The organism is Stenotrophomonas sp. GD03819 (assembly GCF_029841665.1).
GTDB classification, from domain to species: domain Bacteria; phylum Pseudomonadota; class Gammaproteobacteria; order Xanthomonadales; family Xanthomonadaceae; genus Stenotrophomonas; species Stenotrophomonas geniculata.
Genome location: NZ_JAOCEW010000001.1, coordinates 86,547 through 102,340, shown reverse-complemented (window position 1 = coordinate 102,340; position 15,794 = coordinate 86,547). Strand labels below are relative to the sequence as shown.

15 protein-coding genes are annotated in these 15,794 nt (G+C 67.1%); 9 read left to right on the top strand and 6 right to left on the bottom strand.

The features are described from left to right. The first annotated feature begins 18 nt into the window (after positions 1 to 18). From N5D45_RS00455 to N5D45_RS00445, 3 genes are all read left to right on the top strand, one after another. Entirely contained in the window at positions 19 to 756 is a 738-nt protein-coding gene (locus N5D45_RS00455) for an MgtC/SapB family protein (RefSeq protein ID WP_049430484.1), read from the top strand. A 341-nt stretch (positions 757 to 1,097) separates the two neighbouring features. After that, positions 1,098 to 2,153 (top strand): ATP-binding protein, encoded by a 1,056-nt coding sequence (locus N5D45_RS00450; protein WP_197656444.1) that lies wholly within the window; start codon positions 1,098 to 1,100, stop codon positions 2,151 to 2,153. After that, positions 2,146 to 2,787 carry a response regulator gene (locus N5D45_RS00445; protein WP_197656443.1) on the top strand — a complete coding sequence of 214 codons (642 nt, stop codon included), beginning with the start codon at positions 2,146 to 2,148 and terminating at the stop codon, positions 2,785 to 2,787. Before N5D45_RS00450 ends, N5D45_RS00445 begins: the two co-directional genes overlap by 8 nt. A 13-nt stretch (positions 2,788 to 2,800) precedes the next feature. On the opposite strand, the gene N5D45_RS00440 is transcribed toward N5D45_RS00445, so the two are convergent. Genes N5D45_RS00440 through N5D45_RS00430 form a run of 3 tightly spaced genes read right to left on the bottom strand, consistent with a single transcriptional unit; the run spans position 2,801 to position 4,684 of the window. Further along, positions 2,801 to 3,193: a DUF3224 domain-containing protein gene (locus N5D45_RS00440; RefSeq protein ID WP_057503983.1), complete on the bottom strand. Its 393-nt coding sequence runs from the start codon at positions 3,191 to 3,193 to the stop codon at positions 2,801 to 2,803. Positions 3,194 to 3,235: 42 nt separating this feature from the next. Beyond that, complete coding sequence (locus N5D45_RS00435) at positions 3,236 to 4,408, bottom strand: low temperature requirement protein A (RefSeq protein ID WP_279938355.1); 1,173 nt, start codon at positions 4,406 to 4,408, stop codon at positions 3,236 to 3,238. Between the two features lie 9 nt (positions 4,409 to 4,417). Beyond that, positions 4,418 to 4,684 (bottom strand): hypothetical protein, encoded by a 267-nt coding sequence (locus tag N5D45_RS00430; protein WP_049448081.1) that lies wholly within the window; start codon positions 4,682 to 4,684, stop codon positions 4,418 to 4,420. Positions 4,685 to 4,885: 201 nt separating this feature from the next. Here N5D45_RS00430 and N5D45_RS00425 point away from each other — a divergent pair, with 201 nt between their 5' ends. From N5D45_RS00425 to blaL1, 4 genes are all read left to right on the top strand, one after another. Beyond that, entirely contained in the window at positions 4,886 to 5,410 is a 525-nt protein-coding gene (locus N5D45_RS00425; protein ID WP_279938354.1) for an RNA polymerase sigma factor, read from the top strand. Then, complete coding sequence (locus tag N5D45_RS00420; protein ID WP_010485457.1) at positions 5,407 to 6,243, top strand: FecR domain-containing protein; 837 nt, start codon at positions 5,407 to 5,409, stop codon at positions 6,241 to 6,243. The genes N5D45_RS00425 and N5D45_RS00420 overlap by 4 nt, the downstream gene beginning before the upstream one ends. Before the next feature lie 71 nt (positions 6,244 to 6,314). Further along, a complete protein-coding gene (locus tag N5D45_RS00415; protein WP_279938353.1) occupies positions 6,315 to 8,744 on the top strand; it encodes a TonB-dependent receptor in 2,430 nt (809 codons plus the stop codon). A gap of 95 nt (positions 8,745 to 8,839) precedes the next feature. Continuing rightward, on the top strand, positions 8,840 to 9,712 hold the full coding sequence (blaL1, locus tag N5D45_RS00410; RefSeq protein ID WP_164191146.1) for a L1 family subclass B3 metallo-beta-lactamase: 873 nt from the start codon (positions 8,840 to 8,842) through the stop codon (positions 9,710 to 9,712). A 115-nt stretch (positions 9,713 to 9,827) separates the two neighbouring features. Here the strand turns inward: blaL1 and N5D45_RS00405 are convergent, their stop codons facing one another. Beyond that, positions 9,828 to 10,367 carry a DUF411 domain-containing protein gene (locus N5D45_RS00405; RefSeq protein WP_010485452.1) on the bottom strand — a complete coding sequence of 180 codons (540 nt, stop codon included), beginning with the start codon at positions 10,365 to 10,367 and terminating at the stop codon, positions 9,828 to 9,830. Positions 10,368 to 10,844: 477 nt separating this feature from the next. Beyond that, a complete protein-coding gene (locus N5D45_RS00400; protein WP_197656441.1) occupies positions 10,845 to 13,130 on the bottom strand; it encodes an FdhF/YdeP family oxidoreductase in 2,286 nt (761 codons plus the stop codon). Between the two features lie 244 nt (positions 13,131 to 13,374). Between N5D45_RS00400 and fdhD the strand changes: the two genes are divergently transcribed. Continuing rightward, positions 13,375 to 14,223, top strand: coding sequence for a formate dehydrogenase accessory sulfurtransferase FdhD (fdhD, locus tag N5D45_RS00395; RefSeq protein ID WP_057502802.1), 849 nt, complete (start codon positions 13,375 to 13,377; stop codon positions 14,221 to 14,223). A gap of 38 nt (positions 14,224 to 14,261) precedes the next feature. Here the strand turns inward: fdhD and N5D45_RS00390 are convergent, their stop codons facing one another. After that, positions 14,262 to 14,798, bottom strand: coding sequence for a peroxidase-related enzyme (locus N5D45_RS00390; RefSeq protein WP_109814220.1), 537 nt, complete (start codon positions 14,796 to 14,798; stop codon positions 14,262 to 14,264). Between the two features lie 106 nt (positions 14,799 to 14,904). On the opposite strand from N5D45_RS00390, the gene N5D45_RS00385 reads away from it, so the two are divergent. After that, positions 14,905 to 15,786, top strand: coding sequence for an AraC family transcriptional regulator (locus tag N5D45_RS00385; RefSeq protein WP_049455146.1), 882 nt, complete (start codon positions 14,905 to 14,907; stop codon positions 15,784 to 15,786). Positions 15,787 to 15,794 lie beyond the last annotated feature (8 nt).

Genomic DNA, 15,794 nt, shown 5'->3' with positions numbered 1-15,794 from the left:
GGTCCAGGGAGAAACACAATGGACATCAATCCCAACCTGCCGGCCTTCAACGCCGGCGCCACGCTCAGCTCGCTGATCAGCCTGTCGGTGGCGTTTGTGCTGGGCACGATCATCGGCTTGGAGCGGCAGCTGCGCCAACGCACCGCAGGCCTGCGCACCAACACGCTGGTGGCGGTGGGCGCGGCAGTGTTCGTCGATCTGGCGGTGCGCTTCCATGACCTGTACGGTGGTCCACCCTCGCCGCTGCACGTGGTGGCCTATGTGATCTCCGGCGTCGGCTTCCTCGGCGCCGGCGCGATCATGAAGGACGGCGCCCAGGTGTCCGGCCTGAACACCGCTGCCACCCTGTGGGGCTCGGCGGCGGTGGGTGCCTGTGCCGGTATCAAGCTGCTGCCCGAGGCGGTGCTGGCGGCAGTGTTCGTGCTGGCCGCCAATACCCTGCTGCGGCCGGTGGTGAACCGCATCCAGCGGCAGCCGCTGCCGGAAGCCTTCAGCGAGGCGACCTATGCGATCAACGTGGTCTGCCAGCGCGAGCAGCAGGCCGAGGTGCTGGACCGGTTGTTGCTGCTGCTTGAGCAGGCGCAGTACCCGGTGCGCGCGGTGGACCAGCGGCCATTCGGCGAGCGTGACGTGGAGATCGAAGCGGTGCTGTATGCCACCACGGTGGATGCCGGTGAGCTCGATGCCGTGCTGGCCACGCTGGCGACCACGCCCGGCGTACTGCAGGGGTTCTGGAACGCCAGCCTGGAGGAGTAGCGGCTCGGTAGTGCCGCCCGCCGGCAGGCAGGCAGGCAACACCGTGCACCGCTCTGGTAGGTGCCGACCTTGGTCGGCACAGAGCTATCCGATGCCATGCCTACTGCGAGAGCCTGCCGACCAAGGTCGGCATCTACCAACAGCCCGCATGCATCGCTTTGGTCGGTGCCGACCGTTGGTCGGCACAACCCCTCATCGTCCCGCCGTTCAAGTGCTGTGCCGACCAACGGTCGGCACCTACCAGGAACCGGCACCCACCGCGCAGGAGCACGCCGACCAAGGTGGGTAGCCACCAATACCGGCTTTGCTATCCTTTCCGCCCACGCCAGGGAGCCATCCCGATGCCATCGCTGTCGCCCCGCCGCCCGCTGATGCTGCTGGCCCTGATCGTCGTGATGGCGGCGATCTTCCTGATCGATACCGTCACCGATTACGCGGTCGCGGCGGCCTGCTTCTACGCAGCGGTCATCCTCGCCGCATCACGCGTGATGAGCGCGCGCGGGCTGATCACCCTGGCCGTCGCCTGCATTGCATTGACCGGGCTGAGCTTCTTCCTGACCCGCTTCGGCACCTATCGCATCGGCCTGGTCAACTCGGTGATCGGCATGCTGGTGATCGGCATCACCACCTACCTCGCCCTGAACATGGAAGCGGCCAAGGCCGCCGTGCAGGAAGCGCACGGCCGTCTGCTGCGGGTGGCGCGCGCCTCAACCGTGGGCGAACTGACCACTTCCATCGCGCATGAAGTGAACCAGCCGCTGGCGGCCATCGCCAGTAGTGCCGAAGCCTGCCAGCGTTGGCTGGCACAGGATCCGCCGAACGTGGACAAGGCACGCCAGACCGTGGCCCGCATCCTGGCCGACGCGCACCGTGCCGGTGACGTGATCGCCCGCATCCGCGGACTTACCCAAGGCGCCGCTCCGGAACGGCACGCCTTCGACCTGAACCACGCGGTGGAGGAAATGCTGGCGCTGTCACGCAGTGAACTGGACCAGCACGGCGTGGCCGTGGCCCTGCTGCTGGATGCCGACCTGCCCCCGGTGCAGGCCGATCGTGTGCAGGTGCAGCAGGTGATCGGCAACCTGATTCTCAATGCGGTGGACGCAATGGAAACCGTGCCTCCCGCCGACCGACGCCTGTCGCTGCTGACCCGACGTGACGGTCAGCGGGTCAGTCTCAGCGTGCGCGACCGCGGCGTCGGCCTGCCCGCCGATCATCCCGAGCGTGTATTCGATGCCTTCTGGACCACCAAGTCACACGGGCTGGGACTGGGCCTCAGCCTGAGCCGTTCGATGATCGAGGCCAACGACGGCCAGATCCGCGCCGAACGGCCAGCAGGCGGCGGCGCCTGTTTCGTCTTCGACCTGCCCATCGCCACGGACGTTCAACATGCGTAAGCCCGTTGCCCCTGCCATCGACCCAGCACCCATCGTCTATGTAGTCGACGACGACCCGTCGGTGCGCGCGGCACTGGAAGACCTGCTGGCCTCGATGGGCCTGCAGGTGCGCGCCTTCGCTTCCACCCAGGCGTTCCTCGAACACGAACTGGAAGATGCACCGGCCTGCCTGGTGCTGGACGTGCGCATGCCCGGCCAGAGTGGGCTGGAGTTCCATCGCACGATGGGCAGTCACGGCCTGCAGCTGCCCGTGGTGTTCATCACCGGCCACGGCGACATCGCGATGGGCGTCAACGCGATCAAGGACGGGGCCATCGAGTTCCTGACCAAGCCCTTCCGCGACCAGGAACTGCTGGATGCCATCCACAAGGGCATTGAGATCGACCGCCAGCGCCGCCGCGAGGGCGACGTGCTCGGCGCGCTCCAGCAACGCTGGGATTCGCTGAACGCGGGCGAGCGCGAGGTGGTCGATGGCGTGGTACGCGGCCGCCTCAACAAGCAGATCGCCGGCGCCCTCGGCGTCAGCGAGATCACGGTGAAGGTGCGCCGTGCGCAGGTGATGCGCAAGATGGGCGCACGCACCCTGGTCGACCTGGTGCGGATGTATGACCGCCTGCAGGCCGGCAGCGCTTGACTCCGGGAACGGTCTATTCCGGCTCCGGCAACACATAGACCAACCGGTAGTCGTGGCGGCCTTCACTGATGGAGATCTCCAGTGTGCCGCTCAGACCGAGCAGTCCTTCACTGCCCGAATCGGGCACCACCACCACGTTCAGCTCCGGCGTTCCCCGAGTCATCAGACCGTTGTGCTGCAAGGTAAAAGCGCCCTGACGCCCAGCCAGCGTGGCCGTTACCCGTTCCATCGCCACATAGCCCGCTGAGCCCTGCACTGGGCTGCGGAATGCCAGCATCTGGCCGACACTGCTGCCCTGCAGGTCACCATGGAAGACCTTGTCGATCGACATCCCCCCGATCGGGCCGTCGTTGCCACCGATCGGCAGCAGCTTCACTTCAAAGGTTCCGCGCGCTTCGCCCTGCATCCTGCTCTCCCTCGTCGATAATGCGGCAACGGCGCGTGCGGATCATGCGCGCCGCAGGCGACGCTTCAACTGCGTATCCATCAAGCCCACCGCCAGCAGCACCGCGCTGGTCAGCCAGCCGGCGCCCAGCAGATGGGTGTGCGGCAAAACCACCCCCAACACGACCAACGCCACTGCACCGACCAGATGCGAATACGGGGCGCGCCCGTACACGATGCGCTTGTACAAGGCGCTGCCCAGCAGGTAGATCAACGGTCCGGCAACCAGCACCGTAGCGTAGACCAGGGTCACCGTCGCGCCAGGATGGTCCATGACCAGGTCATTGCCGACCGCGGTGGCGATGATGCCGGCGATCAGCAGCGCATGCACGTAGTGGAAGTTGGCCCCCATCCGCCCGGCGTCCTCGGAATGGGTGATCGCCGCGGTGGCATCGCGGCTGGAGATGCCGAAATACAACCACCACATGGCGATGGTGCCGGCGAAGGTGGCCAGCACCGCCGAGACCACATCGCCGCTCCAGTGCTCGACCTCGCTGAGCACGCCGCCAGTGGCCAGCAACGTTTCACCCAGCGCGACGATGACGAACAACTGGCAACGTTCGGCCAGGTGCCCGCCTTCGATGGTCCACTCGCGGGTGTGCGAACGGCCCAACCCCGGAAACGCGAAGCCGAACATCGGCGAGATGTACTCGCAGGCCACCGCCACCGCCCACAAGGCCAGGCGCAGGTTGCCCTCGGCAGCAGCGCCTGCCAGCCAGAAGCAGGCCGACACGCTCACCCACGCCAGCATGCGGCGGAAATTGGGCGCCAGCGGATGGTTGCGCCCGACCTCCAGCAGCACGAACACTGTGCGCCCGACCTGCATGGTGGCGTAGGCCCCCGCGAAGACCCAGGCGCGTTCAGCGAAGGCCTCGGGAATGGACGAGGACATCAGCAACGCCAGCAGCATGGTGACGAACAACAGGCTCCGGATGCGTGGCGCCTCCGGATCGAACCAGTTGCTGACCCAGCAGGCGTACTGCCAGCCCAGCCAGACCGCGAACCACAGCACCAGGGTCTGCATCACCCCGACCAGATCCAGGTGATGCAGCAGATGGTGGCTGAGCTGGGTAACCGCAAACACGTAGACGAGGTCGAAGAACAGCTCTTCGTAGGTCACGCGGGCGTGGTGGCCATCGCGCTGGCGCAGGGCAGGCAGTCGCAGTCGTGTGCTCATGGCCGTCCTTCAGCGCGCCAGGCGCCAGTACAGCAGACCGGCCAGCAAGGCCGGCACCGCGAACACCAGCAGCAGGATCGGCAGCTCCTCCCGGACGGCGTAGCCGGCCCTGCTCACGCCCACCCACATGTTGGCCACCGTCACCAGCAGCCAGGTGGCGATGAACGCGATCAGGGCCGTGGGCAGCTGTGACTGGCCTACGCTCCACAGCCGCCCGAAGAGCAGGAACACCCCCAACAACAGCACCCCACCCACCATCACCAGAAGCACGTGCATGGTCCATCTCCTTGAGCCTGCTGGCAGGCTAGCCGCGGCCGATTCTGCGCTCCAGCCGATGATCGTGGTTTCACTTTCCAGCCTCGCCGAACAATCCCGATCCCCGAACCACATAGCAAACGCGAACGGTTCCCATTAGTATTGCGTCATCGCGCAGGGACGCCCTCCCCGTGCACACCCTTGCCCCTGCTTCCGGTCCGGATGTCCCAACTACCTTCCCCACACCCTCCTGCGCTGCCGCTGGTGTCCTCGCTGGTGCGCCACTACGAGGAACTGGTGGAGTACCTGCGCTGCCGTTTCCGGTCGCCAGGGCTGGCCCGTGAAGTGGTGCACGACGTCTGCGTGCGGCTGCTGGAACGCCCCGCCGCCTACGATGCACGGCAACCCATCGCACTGCTGCGGCGCATCGCCCACGATGCGGCGGTGGACCGCTGCCGCGCCGAGGCTCTGCGCCGGCACTGGGTGGAGTCGCGTGCCGAACTGCCCGATGACGCCTGCCCACGCCCAGGCCCCGAGCAGCAGGCGCAGGGACAGCAGGCGTTGCAGCGCCTGAGCGCGACCATCGAGCGCATGCCCTGCCGGCGCCGGCAGGTCTTCATCCTGCACAAGATCCACGCGCTGCCGCAGGCCGACGTCGCGCAGCGCATGGGCATCGGCCTGAAGGCGGTGGAGCGTCACCTGCGGCTGGCCATGGCCGATTGCCTCCAGCAGGGCACGCTGCAATGAGCGATGCACCTGCACCACCGCCGCCACCCGAAGTCCCCAGCACCGACCAGATCCTGGACCAGCATCGGGACGCCCTGAAGCAACGCTTTCCGCTGCCCGACCCGGAAACGCTGCGCCGCCGGGGTGGCGGCGCGAAGCGGGTACTGCCCGTGTTGCTGGTGCTGGCCGGCGCCGTACTCGTGGCCGACCCGGCCTGGCAGGTCCGCGATTACCAGACCGGCGTGGGCGAACGCCGTGAACTCGTCCTGGCCGACGGCAGTCGGGTACAGCTGGATGCAGGCACCCGCGTGCAGGTGCGCCGCCATCTGCGCTCCCGGCAGGTGCTGCTGGAACAAGGGCGGGCACGCTTCGAGGTGCAGCACTCGGCCTGGCGACGCTTCGGGGTGGATGCCGGCCCGGTCCACGTGCGCAATTACGGCACGGTGTTCGACGTCGACCGCCAGGGGGAACTGAGCGAAGTGACACTGTGGCGCGGCGAGGTCGGCGTGCGCGTCGACGAGGGCGGCAGCGAACAGCGGCTGAAGCCAGGGCAGCGCCTGCTGGCCCAGCGCGGTTCGCTGTCACCTCCGGAAGCCATCGATCCAGAGCAGGCGGACTGGACCACCGGACGCCTGCAGTTCGACCGCATGCCACTGAGCGAGGTCCTGCGCATCCTGCAGCGCTATCACGACCGTCCCATCGTGCTGGACGACCCAGCGCTGGGGCCCCTGCAGGTGTCGGGCGTCTTCGATGCCGACCGCGCCGAGACCGTACTCGCGCTGCTGCCCGAGATCCTGCCGGTGCAGGTGCATGCCGGCACCGATGGCAGCCTGCATCTGCGCGCCCGCGATTGAATGCCACACCGAGGGTGGGTTGCGCGCCGTCCCATCCGGCAAGTGCTTGAACCCTTCCGAAGGACCCCCGCATGACCCGCCCTGTTCCGCCTGCCGCTCTGCGCCGGCTGGCCCCCACCCTGCTCGCTGCCTGCCTGTGTGCGGCCCTGCCCGCCACGGCGCAGACCGCTGCGTCAGCGCCCATCGAGCTGCACCTGCCGGCAGGCCCGTTGCAGGCTTCGCTCAACTCGCTGGCGCGGCAGAGTGGCATCCAGCTGTTGTTCGCCGCCGACAGCGTGAGCGGCCGCAGCGCCCCGGCTGTTGATGGCCGCTACACCCCGCGTGAGGCCCTGCAGCGGCTGCTGGCCGGGCAAGGCCTGGCGATGCAGGAACGTTCGCCGGGTGTGTTCGTGGTGAGTGCCGCGCCAGCGCCGGCGAAGCCGCGCACCCCGGCCCGGGCCGCATCATCGGCGCCGTCATCCGCCACGACGACGTCGCTGGCCCGCGTTACGGTCTCGGCCTCGACCGCGCGCATGCCGCAGGGCGAGACCGCCATGCCCAATACCATCACGGTGCTGACCCGCGAGGACATCGCCCAGCAGCTGGCGCTGGGTTCGGATGTGTCGCGGGTGCTGTCGTCACAGATCCCGGCATTTGCCCCGGCGCGCGAAAAGATGTCCAACTACGGCGAAACCCTGCGTGGCCGCGGCATCCTGTACATGGTCGACGGCGTGCCGCAGTCCACGCCGCTGCGCGATGGCTCGCGTGATTCGCACACCATCGACCCGGCGATGATCGAACGCATCGAGGTCATCCACGGCGCCAACGCGCTGCAGGGCATCGGCGGCACCGGCGGCATCGTCAACATCATCACCCGCAGTGCGCCCAGTGAGCCGGGCGCGTTCCTGCTCGACACCAACGTCAGCTACAGCGCTGCCCTGCCCAGCCGCCACGACGACAATGGCCAGCGCGGCTCGGCCCTGGTGGGCGTGCGCGGCGAGCAGTTCGACCTGGTGGCTGGCCTGGCCTATGAGAAGCAGGGCCTGTACCACGACGGCGAGGGCCGATCGATCGGCACCAACGCGCAGGGCGAGCTGATGGACTCGACCTCATCGAACGTGTTCGCCAAGCTGGGCTGGAACATTGCCGAGGGCCATCGCCTGCAGGTCATGGCCAACCGCTACGAACTGCGCGGGATGGACAACTACCTGGCCATCAACGGTGACTATCGGACCGGTCGCCCGACCATTTCGGTCCCCGGCGATACGCCACTCGATCCGCCGATGAACCGCTCGCGTTCGCTGACGGTGGACTACAGCGCCGCCGACCTGCTCGGTGGCCGTTTTCAGGCGCAGGCCTTCGCGGTGGATTTCGAAGGCCGCTACGGTGCCAGCCAGTGGGACCCGTGGGGCAACACCGGCGCCAACGCCGCCTGGGACCAGACCCAGAACGAATCGGACAAGCGCGGCTTCAAGCTGACCCAGAGCTGGACCCGCGTCGCCGACACCACGCTGGACGTGACCCTGGGCCTGGACGGCCTGCGCGACCGCACCCACCAGGTGCTGCTGGCCAGTGGCATGAACTGGGTGCCGCAGACCACCTACCAGAGCCTGTCACCGCTGCTGCAGCTGCACTGGTGGCCGACCGATCACCTGATGCTGTCCGGCGGCCTGCGTTACGAGAAGGGCGAGCTGGACGTGGGTGACTACACCACCCTGCCCCGCTACGGCGCTCGCAAGGTGGCTGGCGGCAAGCCGACCATGAGCGAGACCCTGCCCAACTTCGGCGCGGTCTGGTACATCAACGATCGCCTCAACGCCTACGCCTCGTATTCGGAAGGCTACACCGTGGCCGACGTCGGCCGCGTGCTGCGCGCGATCAACCGCGACGGACAACGCGTGGACAGCCTCATCGACCTGTCACCGGTAGTGTCGGACAACCGCGAGATTGGCCTGGAGTACGACGATGGCCGCTTCAGCGGCGACATCGCCTACTACACCTCCGAATCCAAGCTCGGCTCGGTACTGATCTACGATCCGGGCATCGATGCCTATGCGGTGCAGCGCCAGGCCACCCGCGTGGAAGGCTTTGAAAGCAACCTGCGCCTGCGGTTGGGCGACAGCCGGCTTGGCCTGGGCTATGCGCGCGCCAACGGCCGCTACGACGCCGACGTCGACGGTCGTCTCGACAGCGACCTCGCCGGCGTGAACATCGCACCGAACCGGCTGACCGCGTTCTGGGAACAGAGCTGGACGCCGCAGCTCAGCACGCGCCTGCAGGCCAGCCATGCCTTCGACCGTGATTTCGACCTGCGTGGCGCGCAGGTGGCGGAGTTCAAGGGTTACACCACTCTGGATCTGGTCGCGCGCTATACGCTGGACAAGCACGCCTTCACGCTGGGCGTGCAGAACCTGGCGGACAAGCAGTACATCAGCTACTACTCGCAGACCACGCCGTCGAATCCGAGCTATTTCTCCGGCCGCGGCCGGGTGCTGACGCTGGGGTGGCAGTACCGGTACTGATCCATGGCGCCCTTATGGGAGCCATGAAATCTATGCGAGACGCGATGAAGGGGGCCCATGCTAGTTTCTGGGCCTCCTTCAAACGGACGTGAACCATGCGTTGTTCCCTGCTCGCCTTCGCCCTGACCGCTGCTGTTCCGGTCGCGCACGCCAGTGCCGCCGAGGCACCACTGCCGCAGCTGCGGGCCTACACCGTGGACACCTCCTGGCTGCAGCCGATGGCACCGCTGCAGATCGCCGACCAGACCTGGCAGATCGGTACCGAAAACCTGACCGCGCTGCTGGTGCAGACCGCCGAGGGCGCAGTGCTGCTGGACGGCGGCATGCCACAGATGGCCGGCCACCTGCTGGACAACATGAAGGTGCGCGGCGTGGCCCCGCAGGACCTGCGACTGATCCTGCTCAGCCATGCGCATGCCGACCACGCCGGCCCGGTGGCCGAGCTCAAGCGTCGCACCGGCGCGCACGTTGTGGCCAATGCCGAATCAGCGGTGCTGCTGGCGCGCGGCGGCAGCAACGACCTGCACTTTGGCGACGGCATCACCTATCCGCCCACCAGCGCCGACCGCATCATCATGGATGGCGAAGTGGTCACGGTGGGCGGCATCGCATTCACCGCGCACTTCATGCCGGGGCACACCCCGGGCAGCACCGCCTGGACCTGGACCGATACGCGCGACGGCAAGCCGGTGCGCATCGCCTACGCCGACAGCCTGAGCGCGCCGGGTTACCAGCTGAAGGGCAATCCCCGTTATCCGCGACTGATCGAGGACTACAAGCGCAGCTTCACTACCGTGCGCGGCCTGCCCTGCGAACTGCTGCTGACCCCGCACCCGGGTGCCAGTAACTGGAACTATGCCGCCGGCAGCAAGGCCGGCGCCAAGGCACTGACCTGCAGCGCCTACGCGGATGCGGCCGAGAAGACGTTCGACGCGCAGCTGGCCAGGGAAACTGCGGCACACCGCTGATCCTGTAGAGCCGAGCCTACGCTCGGCTTGCCGGAAGAAGACAGCCGAGCGTGGGCTCGGCTCTACACAGGACACGTGGGAAGGTGCCGCTCAGGGCGACCGGCACCTGCGACCATCAGCCACCCTGCCCGTGCTGGGCAAACGGCTCGGTGCTGCCGTCGGTGCGCACCAGTTCGACAGTGTATGGCTGCACGTAGCCGTCGGGCATTTCCATGCCCGGCGAACCAGCCGGCATTCCGGGCAGCACAAGCCCGCGCACCGCCGGTCGCTCGGCCAGCAGTCGCTTGATGTCCTCGGCCGGAATGTGGCCTTCAACCACGTAACCACCGATCTCGGCGGTGTGGCAGGAGGCCTTGCCGACCGGTACACCCAGGCGGACCTTGATCGGGTTCATGTCGTCGGTGTCGCGCACATCCACCTGGAAGCCTTCGGCCTTCAGGTGATCGACCCAGATGCCGCAGCAGCCACAGCTGGCAGTCTTGTGCACGATGGCGATGGGCAGTGCAGGATCCACCTGCGACGGACCGGCCATGATCGGTGCCGCAGGGGCTTCGCTGGCAACCGGCGTGGCGGCGGATTCTTCAGCGGCACGCGCGCAGGCGGTGGTGGCCAGCACGGTGCCCAGCAGCAGGCCGAGGGAGAGAGAACGGTTCATGGTGTTGATTCCTTTGCAGATGCGGGCAACGCGGCCCGCTGCCTGCGCATCGAAGGCACAGGCAGAGTCGAGAATGAGTCGAGCAGCTATGGCAGGCACTTGAGGCCTGCAGGGAATCACACGATGGGAGGCCGTAATGGGTCCGGCAACGGCGGCGGTGCGCGTTGCTGGGCGCTGGCTGGCAAAGGCGCCTCACGCCATGGCAAGGCGGGCGTTCCGCTCAGGGAGGCCAGCATGCCGAGGCTGGCCGGCGGGCATTCGCACTCATTGCTCTGGCAGACCGTTGATGCTGCATCGTCGCAGCATCCGGCCATGGCCGCCGAATGCGGTGCAGCGCAATGGTCCTGGCTGGCCGGGCCGCTGTACGAAGACGCGGCGAGCGCCAGCGCCGGTGCATTCAGCACCAGGGCGACAAGCAACATCCATCGCAGCAGCAGGCCAGACAGGTTCACACGCCGATGATAGCCGATGCGCGCGCTACGCAATGGCCGCGGCCATCGCCTGCACCCGCACCGGAATCGACTTGGCGGCGGGCGTGCCGCTGATGCGGTCGTAGTAGTCCAGCGGCAACAACGGGTTCAGCTCCGGGTAGTAACCGGCCAGCGCGCCGCGCGGCATCGGGTAGTCCAGCACGGTCAGGCCCTCGATGCGCCGCTGCACGCCATCGCCGCTGATCGTCTCCAAGCTGACCAGCGCCTCCTTCTGCAGTCCGCGCGCCAGCCGGTCCTCGATATTCATGAACAGCACCATGCGATCGTTGTACACGCCGCGATAGCGGTCGTTGTAGCTGTAGATGGTGGTGTTGTACTGATCGTGCGAGCGTACCGTGGCCAACCGCAACATGTCCGGATCGTGCACCGGATCGTCCACGTCCAGGCCGGGCATCACCAGGATGTTGGCCTTGCCATTCGGCGTGGGCCAGACGCGGCGGCGCGGCGGAATGTCCAGATGGAAGCCGTGTGGCTGCTGGATGCGCTCGTTGAAGCCGGTGTAGATCTCCGGGTACACGGCAGCGATCAGATCGCGGATGGGCGCATAGTCGTGCATGCACCGCGCCCAGTCGACCTTGCTGTGCGGCAGCGCAGCCATCGCCATGCGGCAGACGATCTCGACCTCGGGCAGCACCTCGGTGCTGACCGGTTCGAGCACGCCGCGCGAGGCGGTCACGTTCGACATCGCGTCTTCGATGGTGACGAACTGCTCGCCGGCCGGCGTGACGATGCGCTCCGAGCGCGCCACCACCGGCAGGATCAGCGCATCGCGGCCATGAACCAGATGACCGCGGTTGAGCTTGGTGGCGATGCCCACGGTCAGGTCCAGCCCACGCATCGCTTCATACGCGCGAGGCGTATCGGGCACCGCATGGATGAAGTTGCCACCCAGGCCGATGAACACCCTGGCGCTGCCGTCCAGCATCGCCTCGATGGATTCAACCACATGATGGCCATGCTCACGCGGCGGATCGAAGCCGAACACCTGCTGCACGCGGTCCAGATAGGCCGGTTTGGGCTTCTCGTCGATGCCGACGGTGCGGTCGCCCTGCACATTGGAATGCCCACGGATCGGCCCGATGCCCGCACCGGGCTTGCCGAAGTTGCCGCGCAGCATCAGCAGGTTGGCGACCTGCTGCAGCAGGCGCGAGCCATACTGGTGCTGGGTCAGCCCCATGCCGTAGCAGATCACGGTGGCCTTGGAGCGGATGTAGATCTCCGCACAGCGTCGGATCTGCGCCTGCGAAATGCCGGACACCTGCACGATCTCGTCCCAGTCCTGCGCCATCACGTCTTCGCGCAGCGCCTCCAGGCCCACCGTGTGCTCTGACAGGAACGCATGGTCGAGCACGCGCTCGCCCTGCGCCTCGCGCTCGAACATCACCTTCATCATGCCTTTGATCAGAGCCAGGTCGCCGCCGATACGGATGTGCACGAACTCGCTGGTGATCTCGGTCGAACCGAACGTGGCCATCTGCACCACGTCCTGCGGCTCGGCAAAGCGGATCAGCGCGCGCTCGGGCATCGGATTGACCGCCACGATCGGGATGCCGCGTTTGCGCGCCTCGACCAGGTTGCTCATCATCCGCGGTGAATTGGTGCCGGTGTTCTGGCCGATCACGAAGATCGCCTCGGCGTGCTCGAAATCCTGCAGCACGATCGTGCCCTTGCCCACCCCGATGGCCGGCGGCAGGCCGCGGCTGGTCGGCTCGTGGCACATGTTCGAGCAGTCCGGGAAGTTGTTGGTACCGAACTCGCGCACAAAGATCGAATACAGGAACGCCGCTTCATTGGGCGTGCGCCCGGAGGTATAGAACTCGGCCTGGTGCGGGCTGTCCAGCGCCTGCAGGTGGCGGCCGATCAGCGCGAAGGCATCATCCCAGCTGCACGGCACGTAGTGGTCGGTGGCTGCGTCGTAGCGCATCGGCTCGGTCAGCCGGCCCTGCATCTCCAGCCAGTAGTCGGTCTGCGCCATCAGTTCGGTGACGGTGTACTGGGCGAACAGCTCGCGACCGGCGCGGAACTGGGTGGCCTCCCAGGCCAGCGCCTTCGCGCCGTTCTCGCAGAACTCCAGCTTTTTGCGTTCGTCGGCGTCGGGGAACGCGCAGCTGGGGCACTTGAAGCCACCCGGCTGGTTCATCGCCAGCAACGCCTTCGAGCCTTTGCCGATCACGCTTTGCTGCAGCAGCACCTTGGCTGTGGCACCGGCGGCACCCCAGCCACCGGCCGGCTGGTTGTACGGCTTGTAACGCGGTGGCTTCTGCTCGGACATGTTCGGGGACCTTACGGTAGGAACGCGGCAACAATGGGCATATCGCAGTCCGGCGACGCTTTCAATCGCACGGCCAGCCCCACAGTCAAACACGGCCTGCACGGCTTCGCCAGTGGGTGCACGCTGTTTTCAGCGCAGCCTGCCATGACAACGGTTACACCCGCGTCAGCGCATGGCCACTGCGCTATTCTCGACGCTGTGGGTGATCCACCACCTGCGTATCTCCTTAGTCCGGACGCGCTGCATGCCTGATTCGACCCCACCGCACACCCCGCCTGCCGGCACGGCCCTGCGCCCGTTGCAGCGCTGGCGCAGCGAGGGGCAACAGCCGCTGGTCGACGTGGTGGCTGAGGAAGTGCCGGTGGCGCTGCGTTACAACGGCGCCGCCTTCGCGGTGATGATGGCCACACCCTGCGACCTGGAGGACTTTGCGCTGGGCTTCTCGCTCAGCGAGGGATTGATCGCTACGCCTGCCCAATTGCTGGCCATCGAGGTACGACCGCAACTGGAAGGCATCGAGCTGCAGATGACCGTGACCGAGGATGCACCCGGTGCCGACCTGGATCCGGCCAACGGGCGCCTGCTGCCCGGCCGCGGTGGCTGCGGCCTGTGCGGCACGCGCCAGCTGGAGGAAGTGCTGCGGCCACTGCCCGAGGTGCGCGAACGGCGAACCTACCCGCCAGCAGCCCTGCAACGGGCGCTGGCCACGCTGGTGCAGCATCAGCCGATGAATGCGGTGAGCGGTTCGACCCATGCCGCGGCCTGGGCCGACGCCAGCGGTCGCATCGGCTGGGTGCGCGAAGACGTCGGCCGCCACAACGCGCTGGACAAGCTGATCGGCGCCCTGCATCACAATGAACACACGATCGAGGGGGGGCTGCTGGTGATTTCCAGCCGCGCCAGCTACGAAATGGTCAGCAAAGCCGTACGGGCCGGCGTCAGCGTACTGGCTGCTGTCTCGGCACCGACCGCGCTGGCGATCGACCTTGCCCGTAGTGCAGGCCTGTGCCTGGTCGGGTTCGCGCGGGAGCGCGGATTCAACGTGTATACCCATCCCGAGCGGCTGCAGGCGAACGATAACCGGGACGACTGAGAACGACCGGGAGCACGACGCCCCCGGTCTGGCACAGCTCAGCGCAGCGCCACCTTCGGGAAGTCCACCGGCACGTCGAACGCTACGTTGACGTAGTTCGTGAACAGGTTGAGCGCTACGTGGGCGAGGATCTCAACGATCTGCTCATCGTCGAAGCCGGCCGCACGCAGCGCCTGCACATCGCCATCGGTGACCTGCGCACGCTGCTCGACTACCTTCAGCGCGAAGTCCAGGGCAGCGGCGGTAGCCGGGTCACTGGACTGACCGATCTGTGCAGCGGCCATCTGCTCGCTGCTGGCACCCGCCTTGCGGCCCAGCGCGGTGTGTGCGGCCAGGCAATACTCGCAGGCATTGCGGTTGGCAATGGCCACGGCGATCTGCTCGCCCAGCAGCGGCGACAGGCGACCGCCGCCCAGCGCGCCGAACGAACCCCACATGCTCTGCAGGGCGGCTGGCGAGTTGGCCACGGCGCGGAACATGGCGGGGGTGGCGCCGAAGGCAGCGTGGACCTGACCCAGCAGGGCCTGGCGGTCGGCGTTGGTGTTGGCGGCATCGATCAGGGGGACACGGGACATGGTGGATCTCCTTGGGAAAGCGCCCGGGATTGGGCGACCCGCTCATCCTAGGTAGACTCGCTGGACGCTTCAGGCGCAATCAGCCACACATGTTGTCCATTCATCCATGAGCACGCCCACCGACACCTCCCCACCCGACCGTCTCTCCTCCCTGCTGGAACGCTTCCGGGTGCAGGCCGCGCTGTTCCACAGCGGTCCGCTGTGCGGGCGCCATGTCTTCGAGCCGCAGCCCGGTCGTGCCTTCCTGCACATCCTGCGCCAGGGTGAAATGGAGGTCCGTCATCCCGACGGCGATATCGCGCTGCCCCGGTTGAAGATCGACACACCCAGCCTGCTGCTGTATCCGCAACCGCTGCACCATGTGTTCTTCAATGCACCGCTGGAAGGCCCGGATTTCACCTGCGCCACGCTGGATTTCGATGGCGGCGCGCGTAATCCGATCGTGCAGTCGCTGCCGCCGGTGATGGTGGTGCCACTGGCCGCGATCGGCGAACTGGATGACACCCTGCACCTGCTGTTCGCCGAGGCCGATCGCCAGCGCTGTGGTTCACGGCTGCTGACCAACCGCCTGTTCGAGGTCGCGCTGATCCAGATCCTGCGCTGGGTGGTGGACCACCCGGATGCGGCCGGCGTCAGCCATGGGCTGATGCGGGGGCTGTCCGATGTACGGCTGGCACGCACACTGGTGGCGATGCACCAGGCGCCACAGGACGAATGGACGCTGCCGCGCATGGCCGCGACGGCCGGCATGTCGCGCAGCGCGTTCGCGGCCGTGTTCAAGGACGTGATGCAGGCAACGCCGGCCAGTTATCTGCTGGACTGGCGGCTGAGCCTGGCCTGCGCGCAATTGAGGGCCGGCGTGGCGGTCAAGCAGGTGGCGATCGAGGTGGGCTTTGCCGATACCGCGTCACTGTCGAAAGCGTTCCGCAAACGGTTGGGGGCCTCGCCGAGGGCGTGGTTGGCCGCGAGCGCAGCGCCGGCTGGGTAAATAGGTAA

Bases quoted from the DNA above. Each gene is read 5' to 3' on its own strand.
- blaL1 (WP_164191146.1), top strand. From the start codon at position 8,840: ATGCGTTGTTCCCTGCTCGCCTTCGCCCTGACCGCTGCTGTTCCGGTC.
- N5D45_RS00400 (WP_197656441.1), bottom strand. From the start codon at position 13,130: ATGTCCGAGCAGAAGCCACCGCGTTACAAGCCGTACAACCAGCCGGCC.
- N5D45_RS00440 (WP_057503983.1), bottom strand. From the start codon at position 3,193: ATGCAGGGCGAAGCGCGCGGAACCTTTGAAGTGAAGCTGCTGCCGATC.
- N5D45_RS00450 (WP_197656444.1), top strand. From the start codon at position 1,098: ATGCCATCGCTGTCGCCCCGCCGCCCGCTGATGCTGCTGGCCCTGATC.
- N5D45_RS00445 (WP_197656443.1), top strand. From the start codon at position 2,146: ATGCGTAAGCCCGTTGCCCCTGCCATCGACCCAGCACCCATCGTCTAT.
- N5D45_RS00405 (WP_010485452.1), bottom strand. From the start codon at position 10,367: ATGAACCGTTCTCTCTCCCTCGGCCTGCTGCTGGGCACCGTGCTGGCC.
- N5D45_RS00385 (WP_049455146.1), top strand. From the start codon at position 14,905: ATGAGCACGCCCACCGACACCTCCCCACCCGACCGTCTCTCCTCCCTG.
- N5D45_RS00415 (WP_279938353.1), top strand. From the start codon at position 6,315: ATGACCCGCCCTGTTCCGCCTGCCGCTCTGCGCCGGCTGGCCCCCACC.
- fdhD (WP_057502802.1), top strand. From the start codon at position 13,375: ATGCCTGATTCGACCCCACCGCACACCCCGCCTGCCGGCACGGCCCTG.
- N5D45_RS00435 (WP_279938355.1), bottom strand. From the start codon at position 4,408: ATGAGCACACGACTGCGACTGCCTGCCCTGCGCCAGCGCGATGGCCAC.
- N5D45_RS00455 (WP_049430484.1), top strand. From the start codon at position 19: ATGGACATCAATCCCAACCTGCCGGCCTTCAACGCCGGCGCCACGCTC.
- N5D45_RS00430 (WP_049448081.1), bottom strand. From the start codon at position 4,684: ATGCACGTGCTTCTGGTGATGGTGGGTGGGGTGCTGTTGTTGGGGGTG.
- N5D45_RS00425 (WP_279938354.1), top strand. From the start codon at position 4,886: ATGTCCCAACTACCTTCCCCACACCCTCCTGCGCTGCCGCTGGTGTCC.
- N5D45_RS00390 (WP_109814220.1), bottom strand. From the start codon at position 14,798: ATGTCCCGTGTCCCCCTGATCGATGCCGCCAACACCAACGCCGACCGC.
- N5D45_RS00420 (WP_010485457.1), top strand. From the start codon at position 5,407: ATGAGCGATGCACCTGCACCACCGCCGCCACCCGAAGTCCCCAGCACC.